Here is a 19,254-nt window from a genome sequence, read left to right as displayed (position 1 = left end):
CGATATGTTGAATTCAACTAACCTAAAAATTTCGAAGAAGCACCTTACTTCGCGAATAAAGCAAACGGTAGTTGCTATGTTGAGTGTGATCTTTGGTACTTCGATGTACATTTTTATGAATGGGTTTATGACAGGAATAAATGAAACCCAGGATGAAATGGCATTTAGCCAATTAGCCCATATTCGAATTTATAATGATGTCCCTGAAGACAATACCAATTTGCTTACTGTTTCCTACCCCGACGCTATACATAATGTGAGGAATCCACAAGTGATTAAGTACACCAATGGGATTAAAAACTCGGGAGAAATCATAGAATATGTAGAGAAGATTCCTGAAGTAGATGCTGTTGCACCTCAGGTGAACCTAAGCATATTTTTTCAAAAAGGAGCGATGGAGCGAAATGGTACTATTTCCGGAATTGATTCCGAAAAGGAGGAGCAGCTTTTCAACGTATCCTCATATGTGGTTGAAGGTTCGTGGGAATCTTTTGAGCAAGACGCAAATACCATTCTGTTAGGAGTAGGTGTAGCAAAAAATTTTAGTCTAGATGTTGGAGACTATTTATTGGTAAAAAACTCGAATGGGGTGTCTAAGAACTTCAAAATTGCTGGCTTATTTGAAACCACCTTAACCTCCACCGATAATGCTAAAGGATATGTAAGCATTGCTGCAGCTCAACAATTGGCTTCGGAAAACTCCAGCTATGCGAGCGATATTCAAATAAATATAACGGATTATTCCAAGGCGCAAGTCATTGCTGATTATTTAGATAGGTCGATCCCATATAAAGTCGAATCATGGATCGAATCTAATGGCCAATTAGTAGCAGGAAATGAGCTCCGTAATATTATGGCGATAGCTGTTTCATTAACCATTTTACTGGTAGCAGGTTTTGGAATTTATAACATCATGACCATGACCGTTAATGAGAAAATCCGCGAGATTGCAATTCTCAAGGCTGTAGGCTACGACGAACGAGATATTGTAGAAATCTTTCTCACCCAATCGATCATTATTGGATTATTAGGGGGATTGTTTGGGATGGTCTTCGGTTTTTTAATCTCGATGACAGTAAGCATTGTTCCATTTGAGATGCCAGGAATGAGTACCCTGCCCGTGACCTACTACCCTAGGCACTATGTACTGTCATTTCTATTTGGAGTGATTACCACGGCTTTGGCTGGCTATTTACCTGCTAAAAAAGCATCAAATGTTGACCCTGTAGAAATTATAAGAGGCTAATTATGAGTCCCAATATTCTTTCGGTTAGAAATATTTCTAAATACTTTCATGAGCCCCAAACATTTCAAGTACTTAAGGGAATCGATTTTGATGTAAAGAGAGGTGAGTTCCTTTCCTTAATTGGGAAATCGGGTTCCGGAAAATCTACTCTCTTATATGTGCTTTCAACAATGGATAGCGATTATACTGGAGAAGTATCCATTGATGATTTCCATTTAGACGGAAAAACCCAAGACGAATTGGCAGCGTTTCGGAACGCTAATATCGGTTTTGTTTTTCAATTCCATTATCTACTTCCGGAATTCACTTCTCTTGAGAATGTGATGCTTCCCGCCCTTAAGCTAGGGAGATTATCAAAAGAAGAAATCGAAGCAAAAGCAGTGGAACACCTGAAGTTATTAGACCTTGAAGCAGAGATAAACAAAGCCTCTAATAAATTATCCGGAGGTCAGCAGCAACGAGTAGCTATTGCACGCGCCTTAATAAATGACCCTAAAATAATCATGGGTGATGAACCTACTGGAAACCTTGATTCAAAAAATACAGACATTGTGTTCGATATTTTCAAACAGCTAACAACTGAAAGAGGGCAAACCATCATTACCGTAACTCATGATGATGACTTCGCAGCAAATTGTGATCGAATTATTGAATTATCAGATGGCCAAGTTGTAGCTGAAACTTGATAAGCCCAGTATTTTCCTTTCAACCGTCATCCTGAACTTGTTTCAGGATCTTTGTAAGGATTCATTCTTTAATGCGTCTTACAAAGTATGAACAAAGGCTATGTATATTTTCTTACCAACTATAAAAGATCAGCACCTTATATAGGGGTAACTAGCAACCTTTCCAGACGGATTTGGGAACACAAAGAAGGAAAAGGATCAGAGTTCACAGCTAGGTATAAGCTTACAATTCTTGTTTATGCAGAGGGATTAGATTCAATAACTGACGCTATTACAAGAGAAAAACAGCTAAAGAACCGGCATAAAGACAGGAAGTGGAATCTGGTGAAGCAACATAATCCTAAACTGAAAGATTGCTATGAAACTATGAGGACATAGCCATTCCGTAAGATCCCGAAACAAGTTCGGGATGACTTTATAAAGGAGTTGCGACAAGTGAATAAAATACTACCGAGGTTAGCCAAAGAGTTCAATGAATTATCCGAAAACCAAAAGTACTACAGTTGTTGGCAACAAAATTATTCAGTTACTTCAATCTTAACGGAACAAAACTAGTAAGATGTAAATTTAGAGTCTAACCTATAATCTTATGCAAATTTATGAAGCAGAAAATTGGTTTAGCAAGTTGAATTTTCAAAGAGATGAAGATTGGGATCTACATCCAAAATCAGTTTATACTTGTCCAAAATGTAATAAAAGCCTCAGGTTCAGTTTTAAGGATTTTGATAAACATACTACTTCGTCGTATTCGAACCTTTCGGATTCGGATAATCAAGAGTTTAAGTCTTACGGGAGAAAGGGCTGTAATTCATTTTTAGATTTTTATTGCCAAAAATGTAAATCGCCAACTAAAGTATTTTTTAATTTTTGGTCAGGTGGAAGGTATACCTATGGTTTTGAAATCAAGTTTGTAGGACTGCTCAGGTAAAAATAGAAGCTTTAGAGTAAAAGTGATCAACCTTTAAACGAATGCATTCTTTTCCAAAGATGTTACCTTTTCGTGATACACAACAGCAGGGTATTCCGTTAATTAGATCAAAAAAGGAAATACTATGTTTAAAAAGATAATTTTTGGAGCGCTTTTTTTAAGTATCTCTACATTAAGTTATGCACAGGATATGGAAAAGAAATTAGAGCAAGCGACTTTTGGAGCAGGTTGCTTTTGGTGTGTTGAAGCTATTTATGAGCTTGTTGAAGGAATAGTACATGTTGAATCCGGATACTCTGGTGGGCACGTCGATAACCCATCTTATAGAGAAGTAACCACAGGTAGAACAGGGCATGCTGAAGTAGCACGTATTCACTTCGATCCAGAGGTAATTACTTATGAAGAGCTCTTAACCGTACTGTGGCATACTCATAACCCTACTACACTAAACCGTCAGGGAAATGATGTTGGACCTATGTACCGTTCGGTCATTTTTTATCATAATGAAGAGCAAAAGGCTATTGCAGAAAAATCATTGAAGGATACTGATGCATCCGGGTTATGGGACGATCCAATTGTTACTACCATTGAGCCACTAACAAATTATTATGTGGCAGAAAACTATCATCAAAACTACTTCGAGAATAACCCAAACGCTGGATATTGCTCGTATGTAATTGCTCCTAAAATCAAGAAGTTTAAAAAAGAGTTTAAGCATCTTTTAAAGAGCAACATGCCTTTTTAGCTTGGAGCAAAACGAGAGTTTCCAGAAGTAACAGATAAAAATTCCCACATTCGATATTCCAGCTTCAAAAAGTTATTTTATATAGCGCCGATCAGAGATCGGCGTTTTTTGGAATAAAAGATCAGCATGATGTTTAAATATGTGACAGCGCTTTTTTTGAGCATTACTGCGCTCATGCCAATTAGTACAAGAGGGCAAGTAGTAATCAATGAAGTAGTTTCAACGAATGGGAGCGGAGTTACCGACGAAGAAGGTGATTTTCCGGATTGGATTGAATTATATAATCCTACAAATAGTAGCGTAAATCTGTCCGAGTTTTCAATCTCGGATGATTCGCTTGATCTCATAAAATATCCTCTTCCAAATGTCGAAATAGAAACAGGAGGGTACTTTCTTCTATATGCCTCAGACAAAAACAGGGAAGGCTTTACCACATTTTGGGAAACGAAGATAGAAGAGCAAAGTGAAATGAGATATATCGTTCCGAGTTCTCAGACTCCGTCTTCATGGATAGATCCGGGTTTTGACGATTCAGGCTGGAGCGCAGGAAGTTATGGAATCGGATATGGAGATAATGATGATGCTACCCAGGTTCCAAACGGTACCCTTTCCATTTTTACCAGAGCTGAATTTGATGTTGAAGATCCTTTATCCATAAACAATGTGATGCTCCATGTGGATTATGATGATGGCTATATCGCTTTTTTAAATGGAGTTGAAATTGCAAGAGCGAATATGAGTGGAGAGAGCCCAGCTGGATATAATACAGTGGCTAATACATATCTGGAACCAAGATTGATATATGGGCAGGAGCTGGATGGTATTTTAATCACAGAAATAGAGGGTTTATTAGTTGAGGGAACAAACGTACTTGCTATTCAAGTGCATAATAATAGCTCTGGCTCGTCCGATATCACACTAATACCTTTCTTGAGCCTTGGATATTCGAGTCCGGATGGAGTAACAGGAAGTGTTGCTCCTGAAACAAACTTACAAGCTTCCCAGGTTGTATATCCACATCTGAATTTTAAAATAAGCAGTGCTGGAGAATCGATTTTCCTTTCTGCTTTAGAAGATTCTTCAATCGTAGATGAGCTTTTAGTTCCGGAGTTAAGGCAAGGAGAGTCTTTTGGCAGAACGCATGCTGATTTGGAGCAACTATTTATTTTCTCAATACCAACTCCTCTTTCTCAAAATCCAGATGACGGTTTTTTAGAACGACTACCAATTCCGGAATTAAGCATTTCCGGTGGATATCATCCTAACCCAGTTTCTATTTCACTCACAAACTCTGAGTTTTCGGACAGAGTATATTACACTACTGACGGGAGCGAGCCTACCACAAGTTCTCCCGTTTTTGGAGGTGACTCGATGATAATTACTTCCCATACTGCACTTCGTTTAAGAACTATTGAAGATGGTAAGCTCTCAAGTACAGTTACGACACAAACCTATGTAATAGGAACTGAGCATGATCTGCCAATTGTAGCAGTAAATACGAATCCTGATAATCTATGGGATGATGAAACCGGAATATATGTAGTGGGAACAAACGGTATTTCAGGAAACTGTGTAGGGCCATCAAATTGGAATCAGGATTGGGAAATTCCTATCCATATCGAGCTGTATGAAAAAACGGGCGAGCTTGGATTTAGTTCAGAAGCTGGAGCTAAGATTTTTGGGGGGTGTAGTCGAAGTAACCCTGTAAAATCACTTTCTATTTTTTTTAGAGGAGAGTATGGTAACGCTGAGCTTGACTACAAGCTCTTTGAAGAAAAGGATATTGACAAATTTCAAGGATTTGTGCTTCGTAACTCAGGGAATGATTTTATTGGTGCAGGCTTCTCCATGTTCCGAGATGGAATGATGAAAACGCTGGTTGAGGATACAGAAATTGATTATCAGGCTTTCCGGCCAGTAGTTGTGTATCTGAACGGTGAGTATTGGGGTATCCATAACATCAGAGAGAAGATCAACGAGCATTTTATTGAATCGAATAGCGAGGCTGATTCAGATCAAATTGACTTGCTCGAAAATGATCGCTGGGTCGTACATGGCAGCTCTGAGAATTTCGATGATTTTATGAACCTTCTCGGATCTGTAAATATGACAAATGAAGAGCAATATGCTCAGGTGGAGGCATATTTGGATATAGATAATTACATCGATTATGTCTCTGCTCAAATCTATTATGGAAATACGGATTGGCCGGGAAACAATATGCGTTTCTGGAGAGATCATCGGACTAATGGCTCCTGGCGGTGGATTATGTATGATACCGATTTTGGCTTTGATCTTTACGACTGGTCCAGAAGTGCTGCTACCGACAATACCTTGGAGTTTGCTCTTGATACAAATTGTAATTGTGGTTGGCCAAATCCACCTTGGTCTACCTATATGTTAAGGAGAATGGTACAGAGTCCTATTTTCGTGCAAAAGTTTGCGAATAGGATGGCAGATTTAATGAACACCTCCTTTCAGCCAGATTATGTTCATTCTGTTATAGATTCGTTGGCTGGAATCATCGAATCGGAAATTCCTCGCCAAACCCAAAAGTGGGGTAATTGGGTAGAAGGTTGGGAAAGTGAAGTATCAAGAATGAAAGGCTTTGCAGACGATCGCCCGGATAATATGGAATCGTTTTTTGTGAATAGATTTCGTTTATCTGTGCTGAATACATTGACAGTTAACTCCTCTAATCAGGAACATGGCGAAGTAAAAGTAAATAGAATTATGCCGGATTCTTACCCGTGGTCGGGGCAATATTTTGGAAATATGGCAGTAGAAATTGAGGCTATTCCAAAACGAGGATATAAATTTATTGGCTGGAGTGATGATGCAGGAATCACATCTAACAACAGAGAAGTATTTCCAGGGACAACAACGTATACGGCTAATTTTGCCCTTGATCAGGAAGAATCATCGAATGTTGTTATCAACGAGATTATGTACAACGCCGACGAGGAAGAAGAAACTGGAGATTGGGTTGAGTTGTATAACACAGCAGGTTTCGAAGTAGACATAAGTGGATGGCAACTGAAAGACGAAGATGATTCGCACGTATATGAGTTTCCAAACGGCACCACTATGGAGTCAGATACCTACCTCGTAGTATCTGCAGATTTGGATGATTTCAACTCTCAGTATTCTGGTATTTCGCCTTTGTTTGGAGAGTTGGGCTATGGACTTGCCGGAGGCTCTGATGCAGTACGGCTTTTTGATGCTGACGGAATACTCGTTGATTCACTTTCTTATTTGGATGAAGACCCTTGGGATTCTGGCGCCGACGGTACCGGATATACCTTAGAGTTAATCGATCCGAATTCTGATAACTCTCTGCCGGTAAGTTGGGAAGCATCATCTGTACTAAAAGGAACTCCTGGGGCACAAAACAGCGCATTCTTGGTTTCAGAAGAAGTGGAAGTTTCCGTTCCGGAAAAGATTCTTCTCAATCAAAATTACCCCAACCCTTTCAATCCAAGTACTACCATCTCTTTTGAAATCCCACAAAGCTCATATGTACGTCTGGTTGTATTTGATATGCTGGGGAGAAAAGTATCAACTCTTGTTGATGGGCAAAGAACTGCAGGACTTTATTCCCAGATCTGGGACGCTCAAAATTTTGCAAGTGGAATTTATATGTACGCCCTGGAAGTAGATGGTAAGTTATTTACCCGAAGAATGATGCTGATAAAATAGTTTAAGGTGTTGAATTCTGGTATTTATACAATATCCTGGTAACATAGAATGGCTATCTTTTAGGAAATAAAAAGTCAGATTTTAATGAAGAAGTATTTTCTCCTTTTTTCCATTCTGTTGTTTTCCATTTCGGTGAAAGCTCAAACCGATTTAATTGCACCGACTCTTCTTAAGCAAGAGCTCATTAGTTTTCTACAGGAAAACTATTCAGTAACCAATCAACAAAGTTATAATGCTGCCCGGGATGCAATGTTTGAGGATATTGATGGTAAATCAGGCATGATTAGTTGTGTGTACACAGGTTATACCATTTCCTTTACCAATCGACAAGACGCCCAGGGCACACAGCAAGCAGGAGATTTTAACACGGAACATATTTGGCCTCAAAGTTTTTTTGATAGTGACTTGCCGATGAGAAGCGATATTCATCATTTATTTCCAACACGGGTAGATGTTAATGGCGCAAGAAGTAATTTTCGATTTGATGAAATCCCGGACGATCAGACAACTCGGTGGTACCGTGGTGATGCAAATCAAGCCGATATTCCTAGTTCGAATATTGACGAGTTCAGTGAATTAGGCTCAGAACGTTTCGAACCACGAGAGGATCTTAAAGGAAATGTGGCTAGAGCCATTTTCTATTTTTGGACGATTTATCAGGACAACAGCTCTATCACTACTGACAATACAGATAATGAAGCGTTCTTTGAAGGAATGAAGGAGGTACTTCTTTTATGGCACAATCTGGATCCCGTTGATAGCCTGGAAGTAGCACGAAGTCTAGAAATAGAAGAAGTTCAGGGAAACCAAAATCCCTTTATTCATGATACTACCCTGGTAAGAAGAGCCTATTTTGACGGAGTAGCTATTTCAAATGAACCTGATGTTATTACTCCTTCATCAATTAAGCTATTTCAAAACTATCCTAACCCGTTTAATCCGAACACTCTTATAAGATATGAATTGGCGTCTTCTGGTTTTGTAAGCCTCAAAGTATTCGATGCTATGGGGCGGGAGGTAGCGAATTTAGTAGAGCGTCCTTTATCGAAGGGGTTACATACTGCACAGTTTGATGCTACTGGTCTTTCCTCTGGTATTTATGTATATCAACTAAGAGTTGGGGAGGAAGTACGTACCTCAAGCATGCTGTTAATCAAATAGAAGACTAAAATTTATAGAAAGTCACATCGGAATTAGCTATACTTAAAAACCTTTTTAGGTTAGCAATCAAAATGTTGTAGGGTAACAATGCAAGAAGTAAAAGTAGCGCGTACGGGTATTACGCGATCTACAAAAAGTGGGAATTGGCAGATCTATCTTAATGATCCAAGTCTGAATAAATTTCAGCTAGGCCCCACTCTTTCCAATGATTACATCTCTACAGAGATAATCTCACCATTAAGCCAAAGATCTACCTTTTATAACACTGTTTCAAAACAAAGAGATGAGCAGGTAACCGTATACCTGGACTTCAAAGAAGTAGATCAAACAAGAGTCGCGAATATCGAGCTAAATGCTTCTGATGATTTTTTTAAACATTGGAGAGTGGCTTTAATAGACAACAGAACGAAAAGTTCTGTAGAGATTACAACTACCAGTAGTCATAAGGTTGAGCCAATTATTGAACTCAATAAGTTAATGAAAATGGGATTTGTAGAAGGCCAGAATCATTCTGGAAAATCCTACTTCGAACTTCAGCTTACTCCAAGTAAGTGAGTTACTGGTTATTCGTTTTGGTGAATTACCGTTCCAATAACGAAAATGCATAAAGATTTAATAGTATTTATATAAATCGGATGTATTTATTGCTACTATTGTAGCATGATTAACACCAGCCTGGAACTCTTAAATTTTCGGAATCATCTTGAGACAAAGGTGGACTGGGCTCCTCATCTGAATGTGATTACAGGTCCAAATGGGGCTGGTAAAACCAGTGTTATTGACGCCATCCATTATTTGTGTATGTCACGAAGTTTTGTGAGTAATTCGGATTTATATGTGGCTCATAAGGAGGTGTCCTACTTTATGATTAAGGGCAAGTTTGAAGGAGAAATCAGGTCTCAGTTTGAAGTAAGTTGCTCATACTCCCGTGGAGAAGGGAAAAAGATTTTTGTAAACGAAGGTCCATTGGATCGGCTCTCTGATCTTATAGGAATGGTTCCGGTAGTGGTTCTTTCTCCTGATGATAAAAAGCTAACCAGAGAGGGGCCGGCAGAACGCAGAGCCTTCCTGGATTCTTTTATCAGCCAGATTTCTTCTTCATACCTAAGGGATTTGCTAGACTATCGAAGAATAAGGAAACAAAGGAATACGCTGCTTCAGCAATTTTCGGGAGCAGGGCACCTGATCGAAATGCACCTTGATCCCTGGAATAAACAGCTCGTTGAGGTCGGATCCAGAATTGTTGCCAAAAGGGAAGCCGTGCTTAATCGGTTTAAAGATTACCTGGCAAAAGATTATGCGATGATTTCGGGTATGAATTTAAGTACTGGCCTTGAATATCAAACTTTTTGCACTGCTTCAGAGAATCCAAAAGAAATTGAAGAACAATACTATGCATTATTAAACGAAAATTTTGAAAAAGAAGTGGAAAGAGAGCAAACACTGATAGGTCCGCACAGAGATGAAGTTGTATTTTACCTCGATGATTTCGAATTAAGAAGATTTGGTTCCCAGGGGCAGCATCGATTATTTGCACTCTCGCTAAAATTGGCACAGCTTCATTTTTATTCCGATGAATTGGACGATTTGCCCATATTTATGCTGGATGATGTATTTGGTGATCTTGACCTGCATAAGACAGAGATTTTGCTAAAAGCACTTCAACAACATAAAGGGCAAACTTTTATTACCTCAGCGAACCCAATCCCATTCGAGAATTATGTACATTTTGACGGAGAGAGAAATCGGTTTTATAAAGTTAAGGATGGAACAATCACAGCAGAATGAGATTAGATAAACCCAAAGCTATAGGTACTGCTTTACAGGATTTTCTGGATAAATTTCCTCAGAAGAAGAAGTTGAGGCAGGGTATGATACTTTCTGTTTGGGAAGAGGTGGTTGGAAGCAGGATTGCAGCTCATACTGAAGACTTACACTTTGAAGGAGATAAGCTGGTCTGCAAAGTAAAAAACCCGGCCTGGAGGCATGAAATTCATGCGAACCGATTTAGTATTGCTAAGAGACTGAATGCCAGGGTAAAAGGCCAGGTTATTGGCGATATAATCGTTCGTGGCTAGTTGTTAAAACCCCCTACTGATTCTATATTAAACGCATGGCGGCTTCTTTTTTTGAAAAATTTCAACTCCGAATAAAACGGGTATTTACATTTGGTGTTCCTCCAGGTGGTAATGAAGAAGACGCACGGGCTGCCAGAAGAGAAAGAGTAGCAGTATTTGTTGTGGCCTACATCATGGCTATGAGCCTCTGGTTTATTGTAAATCTTAATGGCGATTATAATATCAATATCAATGTGCCTATTGAAACAGGAAGTATTCCGGATGATATGGCACTAATTGAAGATCTACCTGAATTTGTTCAGGTTGAAGTAACCGGAGATGGCTGGAAACTTGTGAACTTATTCAATAATCCTCCGAGTGTATTGGTAGATATAACCGAAGGAGAGGTGAATTTATTCGATCAGGTTCGCCAACGATTTACAGTTGAGCAAGATGTATCTGTGCTAAAAGTTCAACCCTTTGTAGTTAATATTGCATTGGAACCAAAAATCTCAAAAAGGATACCGATTCGTTTAAATACAGATATTGAGTTCATGAACAGGTATGGTCTTATTGAAGAGCCCATACTACAACCTGATTCTCTTACTATTACCGGAGCAGTTTCTCAGGTAGCTGATATTTCTGAATGGGTGATTACTGATACTCTCACACTCAGAAACGTACGGGATGACATCTCTTCAATCATACCTATAAATCAGCAAAACCCCTTAATTGTACCATCTATTGAAGAAATAACTTACACGGCCAATGTCTCGGAATTTACCGAGGGTGAAACCAGTGTATATATACGTACCAGAGGCCTCCCAAGAGGACAGGTTATAAATTATAATCCATCAGCTGTCCGTATTCGTTTTGATGTGCCACTAGAAAGATTTGCTGAGGTACAAAATATCCAACCTTATGAAGTCTATGTACCATACTCTGAAATTCAAGAAGATTCCACAGGCTTCGTTACTCCTGATATAGAATTAATTGCTACTCAATACCAAATCAGGTTAAGGAGCTTCCAGCCTAAAGCAGTTGCTTATTTTAGTGTCTTGGATCAGTAGCCAGTATTAGGCGTTTGAGTCAGAGTTAGGTTTAAAAAGACCCAGAGTTTTCTTTATCAATACTAAGATTATAAGTGCCCCGCTTATTGTTGATAAAACTACTTCTACAATCAATGAAGATTTAAATAGGATGTACCCTTCACTATAGTCCCTAAATACAATAAGCAACAAAAGTATATTTATAACAGAAAAAAGCAGATATAGTAATTGAACAAAGAGATTGTTTTTGTAAAGCCCAACCAATAACAGCAAATAGAGGCTATATACCCAGAATTCAGAAATAGATTGAACCTGGTATTCAAGAGGTGGAACAATTATCAGAAAATAATCCAATAGACCACGTGCAACACTTATAAGAAATGAGCCTAAAGCAAAATTGAATATTAATCTATCTAATTGTGACATTAATTCGATTCAATCTCAAAAGGAGCAATTACCTCATCTACTTCTTTTACTCCGTCGAAGAACTCAAGTACTTGTAACAATACTTCATCTACCAGAATATCCGGGCAGGACGCTCCCGAAGTGAGGGCCACTTTTAGGGGTGAGGCATTTTTTGGTAACCAGCCCTGTGTTTCCAGTATCTCTTTCTTCCATTGATCGAAATGTTTGATACTGGTATCAGACTGGATTTCGCTGGCATCTCTGACATGGAAAGTTGGAAAAGAATGCTCCAAAATCTCAACCAGGTGCATAGTATTCGAAGAATTATACCCTCCAACTACCAGGGCGATGTCTGCATCCATTTCAGCAAGGGCTAACGTTGCTGATTGGTTCTCATTTGTGGCGTAGCAAAGTGTGTCTGAAGTATCAGCAAAGTGATTTAGAATATCTGTTTCACCATGAATTTGAATAGCTGCTTCTTTCAGAATGTCCATGACCTCCTGCGTCTCAGTCGCCAGCATGGTCGTCTGGTTGATAACCCCAAATCGTTGTAGATCTTTATGTGGATCAAAACCAGGAGTAGATTTATGACCAAAGTATTCTTCAAAATCTGAAACAGGGCGATCACCGGTCATGATTTCAGCAAGGATAGTAGCTTCCTCAGGGTTTAGCACTACTACCACAGCTGAATGTTCGGCACTATGCGAAAAGGTAGCCCTGGTTTCCTCATGCTGATGCTTTCCATGCACCACCAGGCTATACTCTTTTTTCCCAAGCTGTTTTCCTCGCTTCCAAACTTTTTCCACAAAAGGACAGGTAGTATTGTACTCATAAGGATTGATCCCTTTTGTTTTGAGCTCTTCCTCAATTTCCCGGGTAGTCCCAAAAGCAGGAACAATCACTACATCTTCCGAAGACAGCGAAGAGATAGGGATAATTTCAGAGCCATCAGTATTATGAAGAAACTTTACTCCCTTTCGAAGTAGGTCTTCGTTTACCGTGGGATTATGAATCATTTCACTAAGCAGGTAGATATTCTTATCCGGGTGGTCTTCTACCGTTCGGTAAGCGATATCGATGGCATTCTCTACTCCATAACAGAATCCAAAAAAACGAGGGATATAAAACTGAACAGGTCCAAAATCCAGAACGGTTGGGGTCAGATCCTTTTTCATAGGATCGGTAATCTTGGTCGCCTCCTTCACCTTCCGGATAATAGGGGACTTGTACATTTCTGGTATTTGGAATTCCTTACGTGGCATAAAAATTAAACAAAAGAAGATTTATTCTAGTTCGAAAAAGATTTACACTTCTTTCTTTATTTGCTCTTTTACGGCTTTAATAGCTTCTAATTCCGTTGGGAAAAAGCTTGACTCAATTTCTTTTTTCTTTCTCTTTAAGCCATAATGCTTTTTGCTAAACCTATAATTTTGGTTGGCTATCGAATTGATTTTAGGTATAGCTTTGGCTTTAAATAGTCCATCTTTTTCGATTACTGAAATTTTGTAATCCTTTATTAGTGCCATTCCTAATTCTTAATTGAAAAATTCTTAATTCTACATTGAAGCGAAGCGCCTACGCCGCATCTCCAATATCATCCATCCGCACACCAACCAACCGACTCACCCCAGTTTCTGGCATAGTAACCCCATACATCATCTCTGCTTTACTCATGGTCTTTTTGTTGTGAGTAATAATGATGAACTGAGTCTCCTGGCTAAAGTTCTTAATCATTTTAGCAAAGCGCTCAATATTGGCATCATCTAAAGGAGCGTCCACCTCATCCAATACACAGAAAGGAGAAGGTTTTACCAGGTAAATGGCAAAAAGAAGAGCGATAGCTGTTAGTGTTTTTTCTCCGCCCGAAAGCTGTGAAATTCCCGAAGGGCGTTTTCCTTTTGGTTGGGCTTTAATTTCGATGCGGGCCTCTAACGGATCGTCTACTCCTTCCTCAATCAGTAAGTCGCAGTAATCGTCTTTGTTGAATAAGGTCTTAAATACTTTCTGGAAGTTGGTTCTGATCTCCTCAAAGGTTTCGTTGAAGCGTTCAGTAGCTGTGGTATTGATTTCCTCAATAGTTTCAAGCAGTTGCTTTTCAGCCTTATCCAGATCCTCTATTTGTTCCTCGTAGAAATCGAGGCGCTCTTTCTCTTCTTTATATTCTTCAATAGCCAAAGGATTTACATCTCCAATGCTATTCAGCTTTTGTCGCAGCCATCCGATGCGCTGTTTTACCTCATCAGGAGTCTTATCCTCCGGCATTTCAGCACCTTCAATTTGCTTCATCAGAATTCCATAGGCTTCCCAGATATGATCTGAAAGTCCCTGAACCTGCATTTCCATTTTCTCTTTTGCCATCGAAAGATGATGAACCAGTTCCATGTTCACTTCTTTCTGTCGGCGAACTTCTTTGAGGTTTTTCTCAATCTCGTTAATGGAACCTCGTTGCTTTGCTGAAGACTCTTCTGCTTTTTCCAGGGCTTCATCGGCATCTACTTTCAACGCTTTGTTTGAATCTAATTGCTTCTCCAGGTCAGAAACATATACCGAATACTCTTCGATATTTTTCTTCGACTGCTCGGTGAGCTTAGTTCGGTTTTCAATCCTGGATTGAACACTTTGGATACCCGTTTCAGCACGTTTTACGTCTCGCTCATGGTTATCTACTTTGTTCTTCAGATCCTGATGCTTCAGCTGAGCATCATTATAACGGCTTTGAGCAATGGATCTGTTTTCCTCTAAAGATGAAAGCAGTTCCTTTTTCTCAGACTGGATACCTTCCAGTTCTTCCAGCTTTTTCTGAAGCTCTTTTTGCTTAGGAAGAATAGAATCCAATTCTTCCTGAGCGGTACCTTCGCTACTCTTCAGGTAGTCTTTTCGGTTAACAAGCTCAGTGATATTCTTTTGATATACCTGAACTTTTGAGCTCAGACTATGTTGCTGCTGTTCAATTCTGCGGACTTCCTGCTCCTTTTCCTTCAAACCGGCGCTAAGCAAGCCAATATCGAGCTTATTGTACTTCTCAACGATCTGTTCGAGGTATTCAGAGAGCTTGTCAATTTCTTTTAGAGAAGCAGCTTTTTCTTTTTCAAGGCGCTCAATCTTGTCCCGTAATCCTACCCGGACACCGGTATTTTTATTTTTGCTACCGCTTTTGAAGAATCGGGTTTTAGTAATTACTTCCCCATCATAAGTCACCCCGATAGCGCCAGAACCTTTAAGTCCTTTATAAGCATCTTCCACTGTATCGAATACAAGAACATTACCCAATAAGAGCTGCTTTAATGCCGAGTATTGCGGCTTAGTTTTAACATAATCGAAAAGGGAGCCATCCTTCACTTCATATTTCGCAGAAAGCTTATCGAGAGGAATAAATGTTGCTTTCCCTTTCTTGGCTTCCTTAAGAATGTTAGCAGCTCGTTTTGCTTCTTCAAGAGTAGGTAGAATTACAAAATTGAGACTACCACCTAATACCGATTCCAAAGCTACAGCATGTTTTTCATCAGTATCAAAAACATCGGCTACGGTCTGCATGTCTTTGAAGTCGAAGCGATGGTTATCTAGCAGATAACGAACACTATTTGGAAAGGCGTCATTGGAATTAGCCAGGTCATTAAGTAACCGTACCTCATTTAGCATCGAAGAATGCTCACTATGCAAAGAGCGAAGTTCGTCTTTAATCTCGTTTTGCTTGGTAGCAAAGCTCTCTCGTTTTTCTCGGGCTGTTTCCAGTTCCTTTTCCATTTCGTCCCGATCTTCAACCAGCTTTTCCAGTTTCGATTCAATCTGGGATTGTTCGGAATTCAGGTTATCAATCTCGTCATTCAGGTCAACGATTTCGTCATTAATGCGCTCTAGATCACCTTCCGTATTTTCGAGGCGGGATTCAATCTTAATTTGTTTGGTTTGAAGCTGATTTAGCTCATTATTGGTAGCACTCAGCTGTACTTCAAGTTCATACAGTTCATGCCGCTCCCGGTTGTACTGCTGTTGGATAGAAGAGTACTGTCCTTTTGAATCTTCCAGGACTCTTTCTGACTTATCTAAATCTTCATCAAATGATTCGAGCTTGGTTCTGCTGTTCGCCAATAGGTCCATCAGCTCCTTTAAGTCAACTTCCCCCTGTTCGATGTCTTTACCATACTCGGTGATTACCTTCTTTTCATTCTCAATCTTCTCACGGGTAATTCGAATGTTGGTATCTGCATCCCGAATCGCATTATAAAGCTGGCTTACCTGGCGCTGAGCATCGGCTTGTTGACGTTCTTTGTCAATAAGCTGGCTTCGAGCCTTTTCATCCGAGCTTTCTAATTCCTCAGCCGTTCTCGAAATCTCTTTCTTCTCTTTTTCGGCATTTGAAATACGCTCCTGCAGTGGAACCAGTTCTTCCTGGATTTTATTGAAATCATACAGGGTTAATGCCTTATCCAGTACTTCCAGCTCATCTTTGTATTTCTTTGCCTTTTCCGCTTTTTCGGCTTGAATTTCGAGCGAACGGGCTTTTTTTCGAAGTTCGATGAGTAAGTCATCAACGCGCTGTAAATCCTTTCGGGTTTCGTCGAGCTTTCTAAGCGTTTTCTTTCTTTGATCTTTATATCGGGTTACTCCTGCAGCTTCTTCAAACAAACGACGGCGGTCGTTGTTCTTGTCATTCAGGATCTCTTCCACCATCTTAAGCTCAATCACTGAATAGGCGTCTGATCCCATTCCAGTATCCATGAAGAGTTCCATGATATCTTTGAGTCGGCAGGAGGTACCATTGATGAGATACTCAGAATCACCAGATCGGAACAAACGTCGGGTGATGGTTACCTCGCTATATTCGATAGGGAGAATGCCTTTGTCATTTACAAAAGTGAGGGATACTTCAGCCATTCCTAGCGCTTTCTTTTTGGCTGTACCATTGAAAATCACATTACTCATGGCAGCGGAGCGTAGTAAAGAAGGACGTTGCTCACCAAGTACCCAGCGAAGTGCATCTACAATGTTTGATTTTCCGCAGCCATTAGGGCCAACAATAGAGGTAATCCCGCTATCGAAACTCACTTTAGTTTTGTGAGCAAAGCTTTTAAATCCCTGTAAGTTTAGTTCGGATATATACACGTATTAACTATTAAAATTTGCGAGGCACCAAGCGGAGCTAGTGCCGAAGCAATCTCAGCCTGATCATCGAGATTGCTTCGCTTTGCTCGCAAAATTAAACCGTCATGATTTCTGATTCTTTATGAGTCAACAATTCATCCACTGCTTTGGTGTGGTTGTTGGTCACATCCTGTACATAATCTTCCGCTTCAAATCTGGAGTCTTCCGGAAGGGAGTCTGAATCCACTTTCTTTTTGATCGCGTCATTAGCTTCACGTCTTGAATTTCGAATACTAATGCGAGCTTGTTCAGCTTTGTCACGGGCAACTTTTACGAGTTCTTTCCGGCGTTCTTCCGTTAAAATAGGAAGTGGGATACGAATGAAATCACCATCGTTCATAGGATTTAGCCCAAGCCCGGCCGCCATGATAGCTTTTTCAATATCTGGTAGAGTTGATTTATCGTAAGGGGTAACAATCAACATTCTTGGTTCTGGTACACTAATATTTCCCAACTGTTGAAGCGGAGTTTGAGCTCCGTAATACTCAACCTTTACTCCAGAAATTAAAGCTGGGCTTGCTTTCCCGGTTCTGATATGTGAAAACTCACCTTTTAAATACTGGATGGCATCATCCATTTTGATGTCCGCTTCATCAACGATTTCTTGTAGTTCTTCGGGAATCATATGTGCTGAATTAAATTAAGTCTTTTTCCACCCTGGATTTCAACTCCGAGAAGTTAATAAAAGTGAGGTTTAAAATTAATTCAAACCTTACACAAACATTATTAATCGCAGCAGTGTCTAATCAAGCAATGAGACATAGCATATGCTTGGTCATTATGCTATGGGATGAGGAAAACCTTACCCGAAAGGGTAGGGTTTTTTGGTACAATAAGTCTTATATCATCTGGCCTGAAACATTGGATATTTCATTTCACTAGTGGCTAAGAAAAGTGATATAAGAGTGAAGATTATCTGAACTAAATTTCTCTAAGTTATTCATTTACAATATCTAATAGGCTAAAGAAAACATAAATAGAAGGCCTATTTCCTTTTCCCTCAATAAACAACGAAATGACGTTTGCTTCTTTCAAACTATTTAGTATTCGTATTGCACTTGGTTTAGGTATAGATGAATTTTTTTGAAAATCAGTTGAAGAAAAAATTGGCATATTAAATAACGTATCCAATGCTTGAAGCGCAAACTGTGATCGTGTTATGTCCACAATTTTGGTTTTCATTTCATCATACAAGCTTAGAACCTTCTTCGCTTTTTCAGTATTCTCGATACTTTGATGCTCTATTGCTTTCAAAAAGAAAATTATCCAATTTTCCCAATCATTGTTATCACTTATAGCCTTCAATCTGTCATAGTATTCATCTCGATTAGATTCTAAAAATCCACTTATATAGAACATTGGGGTATGAAGAACACCTTTAGAAAATAAAAATAAGGGTATAAATATTCTTCCTATTCTTCCATTCCCATCCAGAAAAGGGTGTAAAATTTCAAATTGTGCGTGAGCAATAGCTACTTGGACTAGAGTATCTTCATCATTAAAATTGAGATACTTTTCAAAATTGTTTAATCCATCTTGTAAGATTAAGGGTGATGGAGGGACAAATCGTGCCTCTTCGATTTTAGTTCCAGGTTTTCCTATCCAATTTTGTGTTGATCTAAATTGTCCTGGCCCTTTATTCTTTCCTCTTACACTATCCAAGAGCATTGAATGCATCTCTTTTAAAAGTCTAAGTGTTATAGGTCTTTCTTTTAATTCTTCAACTGCAAAGTTAATAGCTTTTCTATAGTTAATTATTTCTCTGATGTCCTGGTAATTCTCTGTTTTTTGTTTTGGGTCTGCTTCATACTTTAGTACTTCCTCTAGTGTAGCTTGTGTTCCTTCAATTTTTGAAGAAAGAACAGCTTCTTTGGTTGTTAATGGAGATAGTAAAACTGCAGGATTAGGTATTGACTGAAGCAAGCCATCAAATCTGGCAATAGAGCGATTTGCTGGACCAAGCTGACTTCTAAAAGGCTTCCAATTTAAATCTTCGTTTGGAAGATTATGAGGAATAAATGGCTTCATGTTAAGTGTGTTTCATCTATGAGACGCAAATCATTTTGTGTCTCATAAATTAAAAAATATGAAACACAAATCATTTTGCAAATATTTGATGCAACACAAATGTGGAAA

General features: G+C 39.2%; 17 protein-coding genes. 11 read left to right on the top strand and 6 right to left on the bottom strand.

Annotated elements, in window-relative coordinates; genetic code table 11:
- Positions 1 to 4 precede the first annotated feature (4 nt).
- From ED557_08310 to ED557_08260, 11 genes are all read left to right on the top strand, one after another.
- Positions 5 to 1,246, top strand: a complete 1,242-nt coding sequence (locus ED557_08310; protein ID RNC83771.1) for an ABC transporter permease — start codon at positions 5 to 7, stop codon at positions 1,244 to 1,246.
- Between the two features lie 2 nt (positions 1,247 to 1,248).
- A complete protein-coding gene (locus ED557_08305; protein ID RNC83770.1) occupies positions 1,249 to 1,932 on the top strand; it encodes an ABC transporter ATP-binding protein in 684 nt (227 codons plus the stop codon).
- An 87-nt stretch (positions 1,933 to 2,019) separates the two neighbouring features.
- Positions 2,020 to 2,310 carry a GIY-YIG nuclease family protein gene (locus ED557_08300; protein ID RNC83769.1) on the top strand — a complete coding sequence of 97 codons (291 nt, stop codon included), beginning with the start codon at positions 2,020 to 2,022 and terminating at the stop codon, positions 2,308 to 2,310.
- A 211-nt stretch (positions 2,311 to 2,521) separates the two neighbouring features.
- Complete coding sequence (locus ED557_08295) at positions 2,522 to 2,860, top strand: hypothetical protein (GenBank protein ID RNC83768.1); 339 nt, start codon at positions 2,522 to 2,524, stop codon at positions 2,858 to 2,860.
- A 124-nt stretch (positions 2,861 to 2,984) separates the two neighbouring features.
- Entirely contained in the window at positions 2,985 to 3,605 is a 621-nt protein-coding gene (gene msrA, locus ED557_08290) for a peptide-methionine (S)-S-oxide reductase (protein ID RNC83767.1), read from the top strand.
- Positions 3,606 to 3,731: 126 nt separating this feature from the next.
- A complete protein-coding gene (locus ED557_08285; GenBank protein RNC83766.1) occupies positions 3,732 to 7,304 on the top strand; it encodes a T9SS C-terminal target domain-containing protein in 3,573 nt (1,190 codons plus the stop codon).
- A gap of 84 nt (positions 7,305 to 7,388) precedes the next feature.
- On the top strand, positions 7,389 to 8,465 hold the full coding sequence (locus ED557_08280) for a T9SS C-terminal target domain-containing protein (GenBank protein RNC83765.1): 1,077 nt from the start codon (positions 7,389 to 7,391) through the stop codon (positions 8,463 to 8,465).
- Between the two features lie 87 nt (positions 8,466 to 8,552).
- Complete coding sequence (locus ED557_08275) at positions 8,553 to 9,020, top strand: hypothetical protein (protein RNC83764.1); 468 nt, start codon at positions 8,553 to 8,555, stop codon at positions 9,018 to 9,020.
- Positions 9,021 to 9,125: 105 nt separating this feature from the next.
- Entirely contained in the window at positions 9,126 to 10,253 is a 1,128-nt protein-coding gene (locus ED557_08270) for a DNA replication/repair protein RecF (GenBank protein RNC83763.1), read from the top strand.
- Positions 10,250 to 10,543: a DUF721 domain-containing protein gene (locus tag ED557_08265; GenBank protein RNC83762.1), complete on the top strand. Its 294-nt coding sequence runs from the start codon at positions 10,250 to 10,252 to the stop codon at positions 10,541 to 10,543. Before ED557_08270 ends, ED557_08265 begins: the two co-directional genes overlap by 4 nt.
- Positions 10,544 to 10,578: 35 nt before the next feature.
- Positions 10,579 to 11,592, top strand: a complete 1,014-nt coding sequence (locus tag ED557_08260; GenBank protein RNC83761.1) for a hypothetical protein — start codon at positions 10,579 to 10,581, stop codon at positions 11,590 to 11,592.
- Positions 11,593 to 11,598: 6 nt separating this feature from the next.
- Here ED557_08260 and ED557_08255 read toward each other — a convergent pair whose 3' ends face one another.
- From ED557_08255 to ED557_08230, 6 genes are all read right to left on the bottom strand, one after another.
- On the bottom strand, positions 11,599 to 11,997 hold the full coding sequence (locus tag ED557_08255; protein ID RNC83760.1) for a hypothetical protein: 399 nt from the start codon (positions 11,995 to 11,997) through the stop codon (positions 11,599 to 11,601).
- Complete coding sequence (gene ispH / locus ED557_08250; GenBank protein ID RNC84038.1) at positions 11,997 to 13,208, bottom strand: 4-hydroxy-3-methylbut-2-enyl diphosphate reductase; 1,212 nt, start codon at positions 13,206 to 13,208, stop codon at positions 11,997 to 11,999. The genes ED557_08255 and ispH overlap by 1 nt, the downstream gene beginning before the upstream one ends.
- 72 nt (positions 13,209 to 13,280) lie before the next feature.
- The gene (locus ED557_08245; protein RNC83759.1) at positions 13,281 to 13,502 is read right to left on the bottom strand and encodes a hypothetical protein; all 222 of its coding nucleotides are present in this window, start codon (positions 13,500 to 13,502) and stop codon (positions 13,281 to 13,283) included.
- Positions 13,503 to 13,551: 49 nt separating this feature from the next.
- Positions 13,552 to 17,079 carry a chromosome segregation protein SMC gene (gene smc / locus ED557_08240; GenBank protein RNC83758.1) on the bottom strand — a complete coding sequence of 1,176 codons (3,528 nt, stop codon included), beginning with the start codon at positions 17,077 to 17,079 and terminating at the stop codon, positions 13,552 to 13,554.
- Between the two features lie 94 nt (positions 17,080 to 17,173).
- A complete protein-coding gene (locus ED557_08235; GenBank protein ID RNC83757.1) occupies positions 17,174 to 17,743 on the bottom strand; it encodes a ribosome recycling factor in 570 nt (189 codons plus the stop codon).
- A 311-nt stretch (positions 17,744 to 18,054) separates the two neighbouring features.
- Complete coding sequence (locus ED557_08230; protein RNC83756.1) at positions 18,055 to 19,146, bottom strand: Fic family protein; 1,092 nt, start codon at positions 19,144 to 19,146, stop codon at positions 18,055 to 18,057.
- Between the last annotated feature and the right edge of the window lie 108 nt (positions 19,147 to 19,254).

The sequence above is a fragment of the Balneola sp. genome (assembly GCA_003712055.1).
Classification (GTDB): domain Bacteria; phylum Bacteroidota; class Rhodothermia; order Balneolales; family Balneolaceae; genus RHLJ01.
Note: the sequence above shows the minus strand (reverse complement) of the source record. Positions and strands in the feature narration are given on the sequence as shown.

What these genes read in the sequence shown, in the direction of transcription:
- ED557_08310 (RNC83771.1), top strand. Translation starts at nt 5, where the DNA reads ATGTTGAATTCAACTAACCTAAAAATTTCGAAGAAGCACCTTACTTCG.
- ED557_08305 (RNC83770.1), top strand. Translation starts at nt 1,249, where the DNA reads ATGAGTCCCAATATTCTTTCGGTTAGAAATATTTCTAAATACTTTCAT.
- ED557_08300 (RNC83769.1), top strand. Translation starts at nt 2,020, where the DNA reads ATGAACAAAGGCTATGTATATTTTCTTACCAACTATAAAAGATCAGCA.
- ED557_08295 (RNC83768.1), top strand. Translation starts at nt 2,522, where the DNA reads ATGCAAATTTATGAAGCAGAAAATTGGTTTAGCAAGTTGAATTTTCAA.
- msrA (RNC83767.1), top strand. Translation starts at nt 2,985, where the DNA reads ATGTTTAAAAAGATAATTTTTGGAGCGCTTTTTTTAAGTATCTCTACA.
- ED557_08285 (RNC83766.1), top strand. Translation starts at nt 3,732, where the DNA reads ATGATGTTTAAATATGTGACAGCGCTTTTTTTGAGCATTACTGCGCTC.
- ED557_08280 (RNC83765.1), top strand. Translation starts at nt 7,389, where the DNA reads ATGAAGAAGTATTTTCTCCTTTTTTCCATTCTGTTGTTTTCCATTTCG.
- ED557_08275 (RNC83764.1), top strand. Translation starts at nt 8,553, where the DNA reads ATGCAAGAAGTAAAAGTAGCGCGTACGGGTATTACGCGATCTACAAAA.
- ED557_08270 (RNC83763.1), top strand. Translation starts at nt 9,126, where the DNA reads ATGATTAACACCAGCCTGGAACTCTTAAATTTTCGGAATCATCTTGAG.
- ED557_08265 (RNC83762.1), top strand. Translation starts at nt 10,250, where the DNA reads ATGAGATTAGATAAACCCAAAGCTATAGGTACTGCTTTACAGGATTTT.
- ED557_08260 (RNC83761.1), top strand. Translation starts at nt 10,579, where the DNA reads ATGGCGGCTTCTTTTTTTGAAAAATTTCAACTCCGAATAAAACGGGTA.
- ED557_08255 (RNC83760.1), bottom strand. Translation starts at nt 11,997, where the DNA reads ATGTCACAATTAGATAGATTAATATTCAATTTTGCTTTAGGCTCATTT.
- ispH (RNC84038.1), bottom strand. Translation starts at nt 13,208, where the DNA reads ATGTACAAGTCCCCTATTATCCGGAAGGTGAAGGAGGCGACCAAGATT.
- ED557_08245 (RNC83759.1), bottom strand. Translation starts at nt 13,502, where the DNA reads ATGGCACTAATAAAGGATTACAAAATTTCAGTAATCGAAAAAGATGGA.
- ED557_08235 (RNC83757.1), bottom strand. Translation starts at nt 17,743, where the DNA reads ATGATTCCCGAAGAACTACAAGAAATCGTTGATGAAGCGGACATCAAA.
- ED557_08230 (RNC83756.1), bottom strand. Translation starts at nt 19,146, where the DNA reads ATGAAGCCATTTATTCCTCATAATCTTCCAAACGAAGATTTAAATTGG.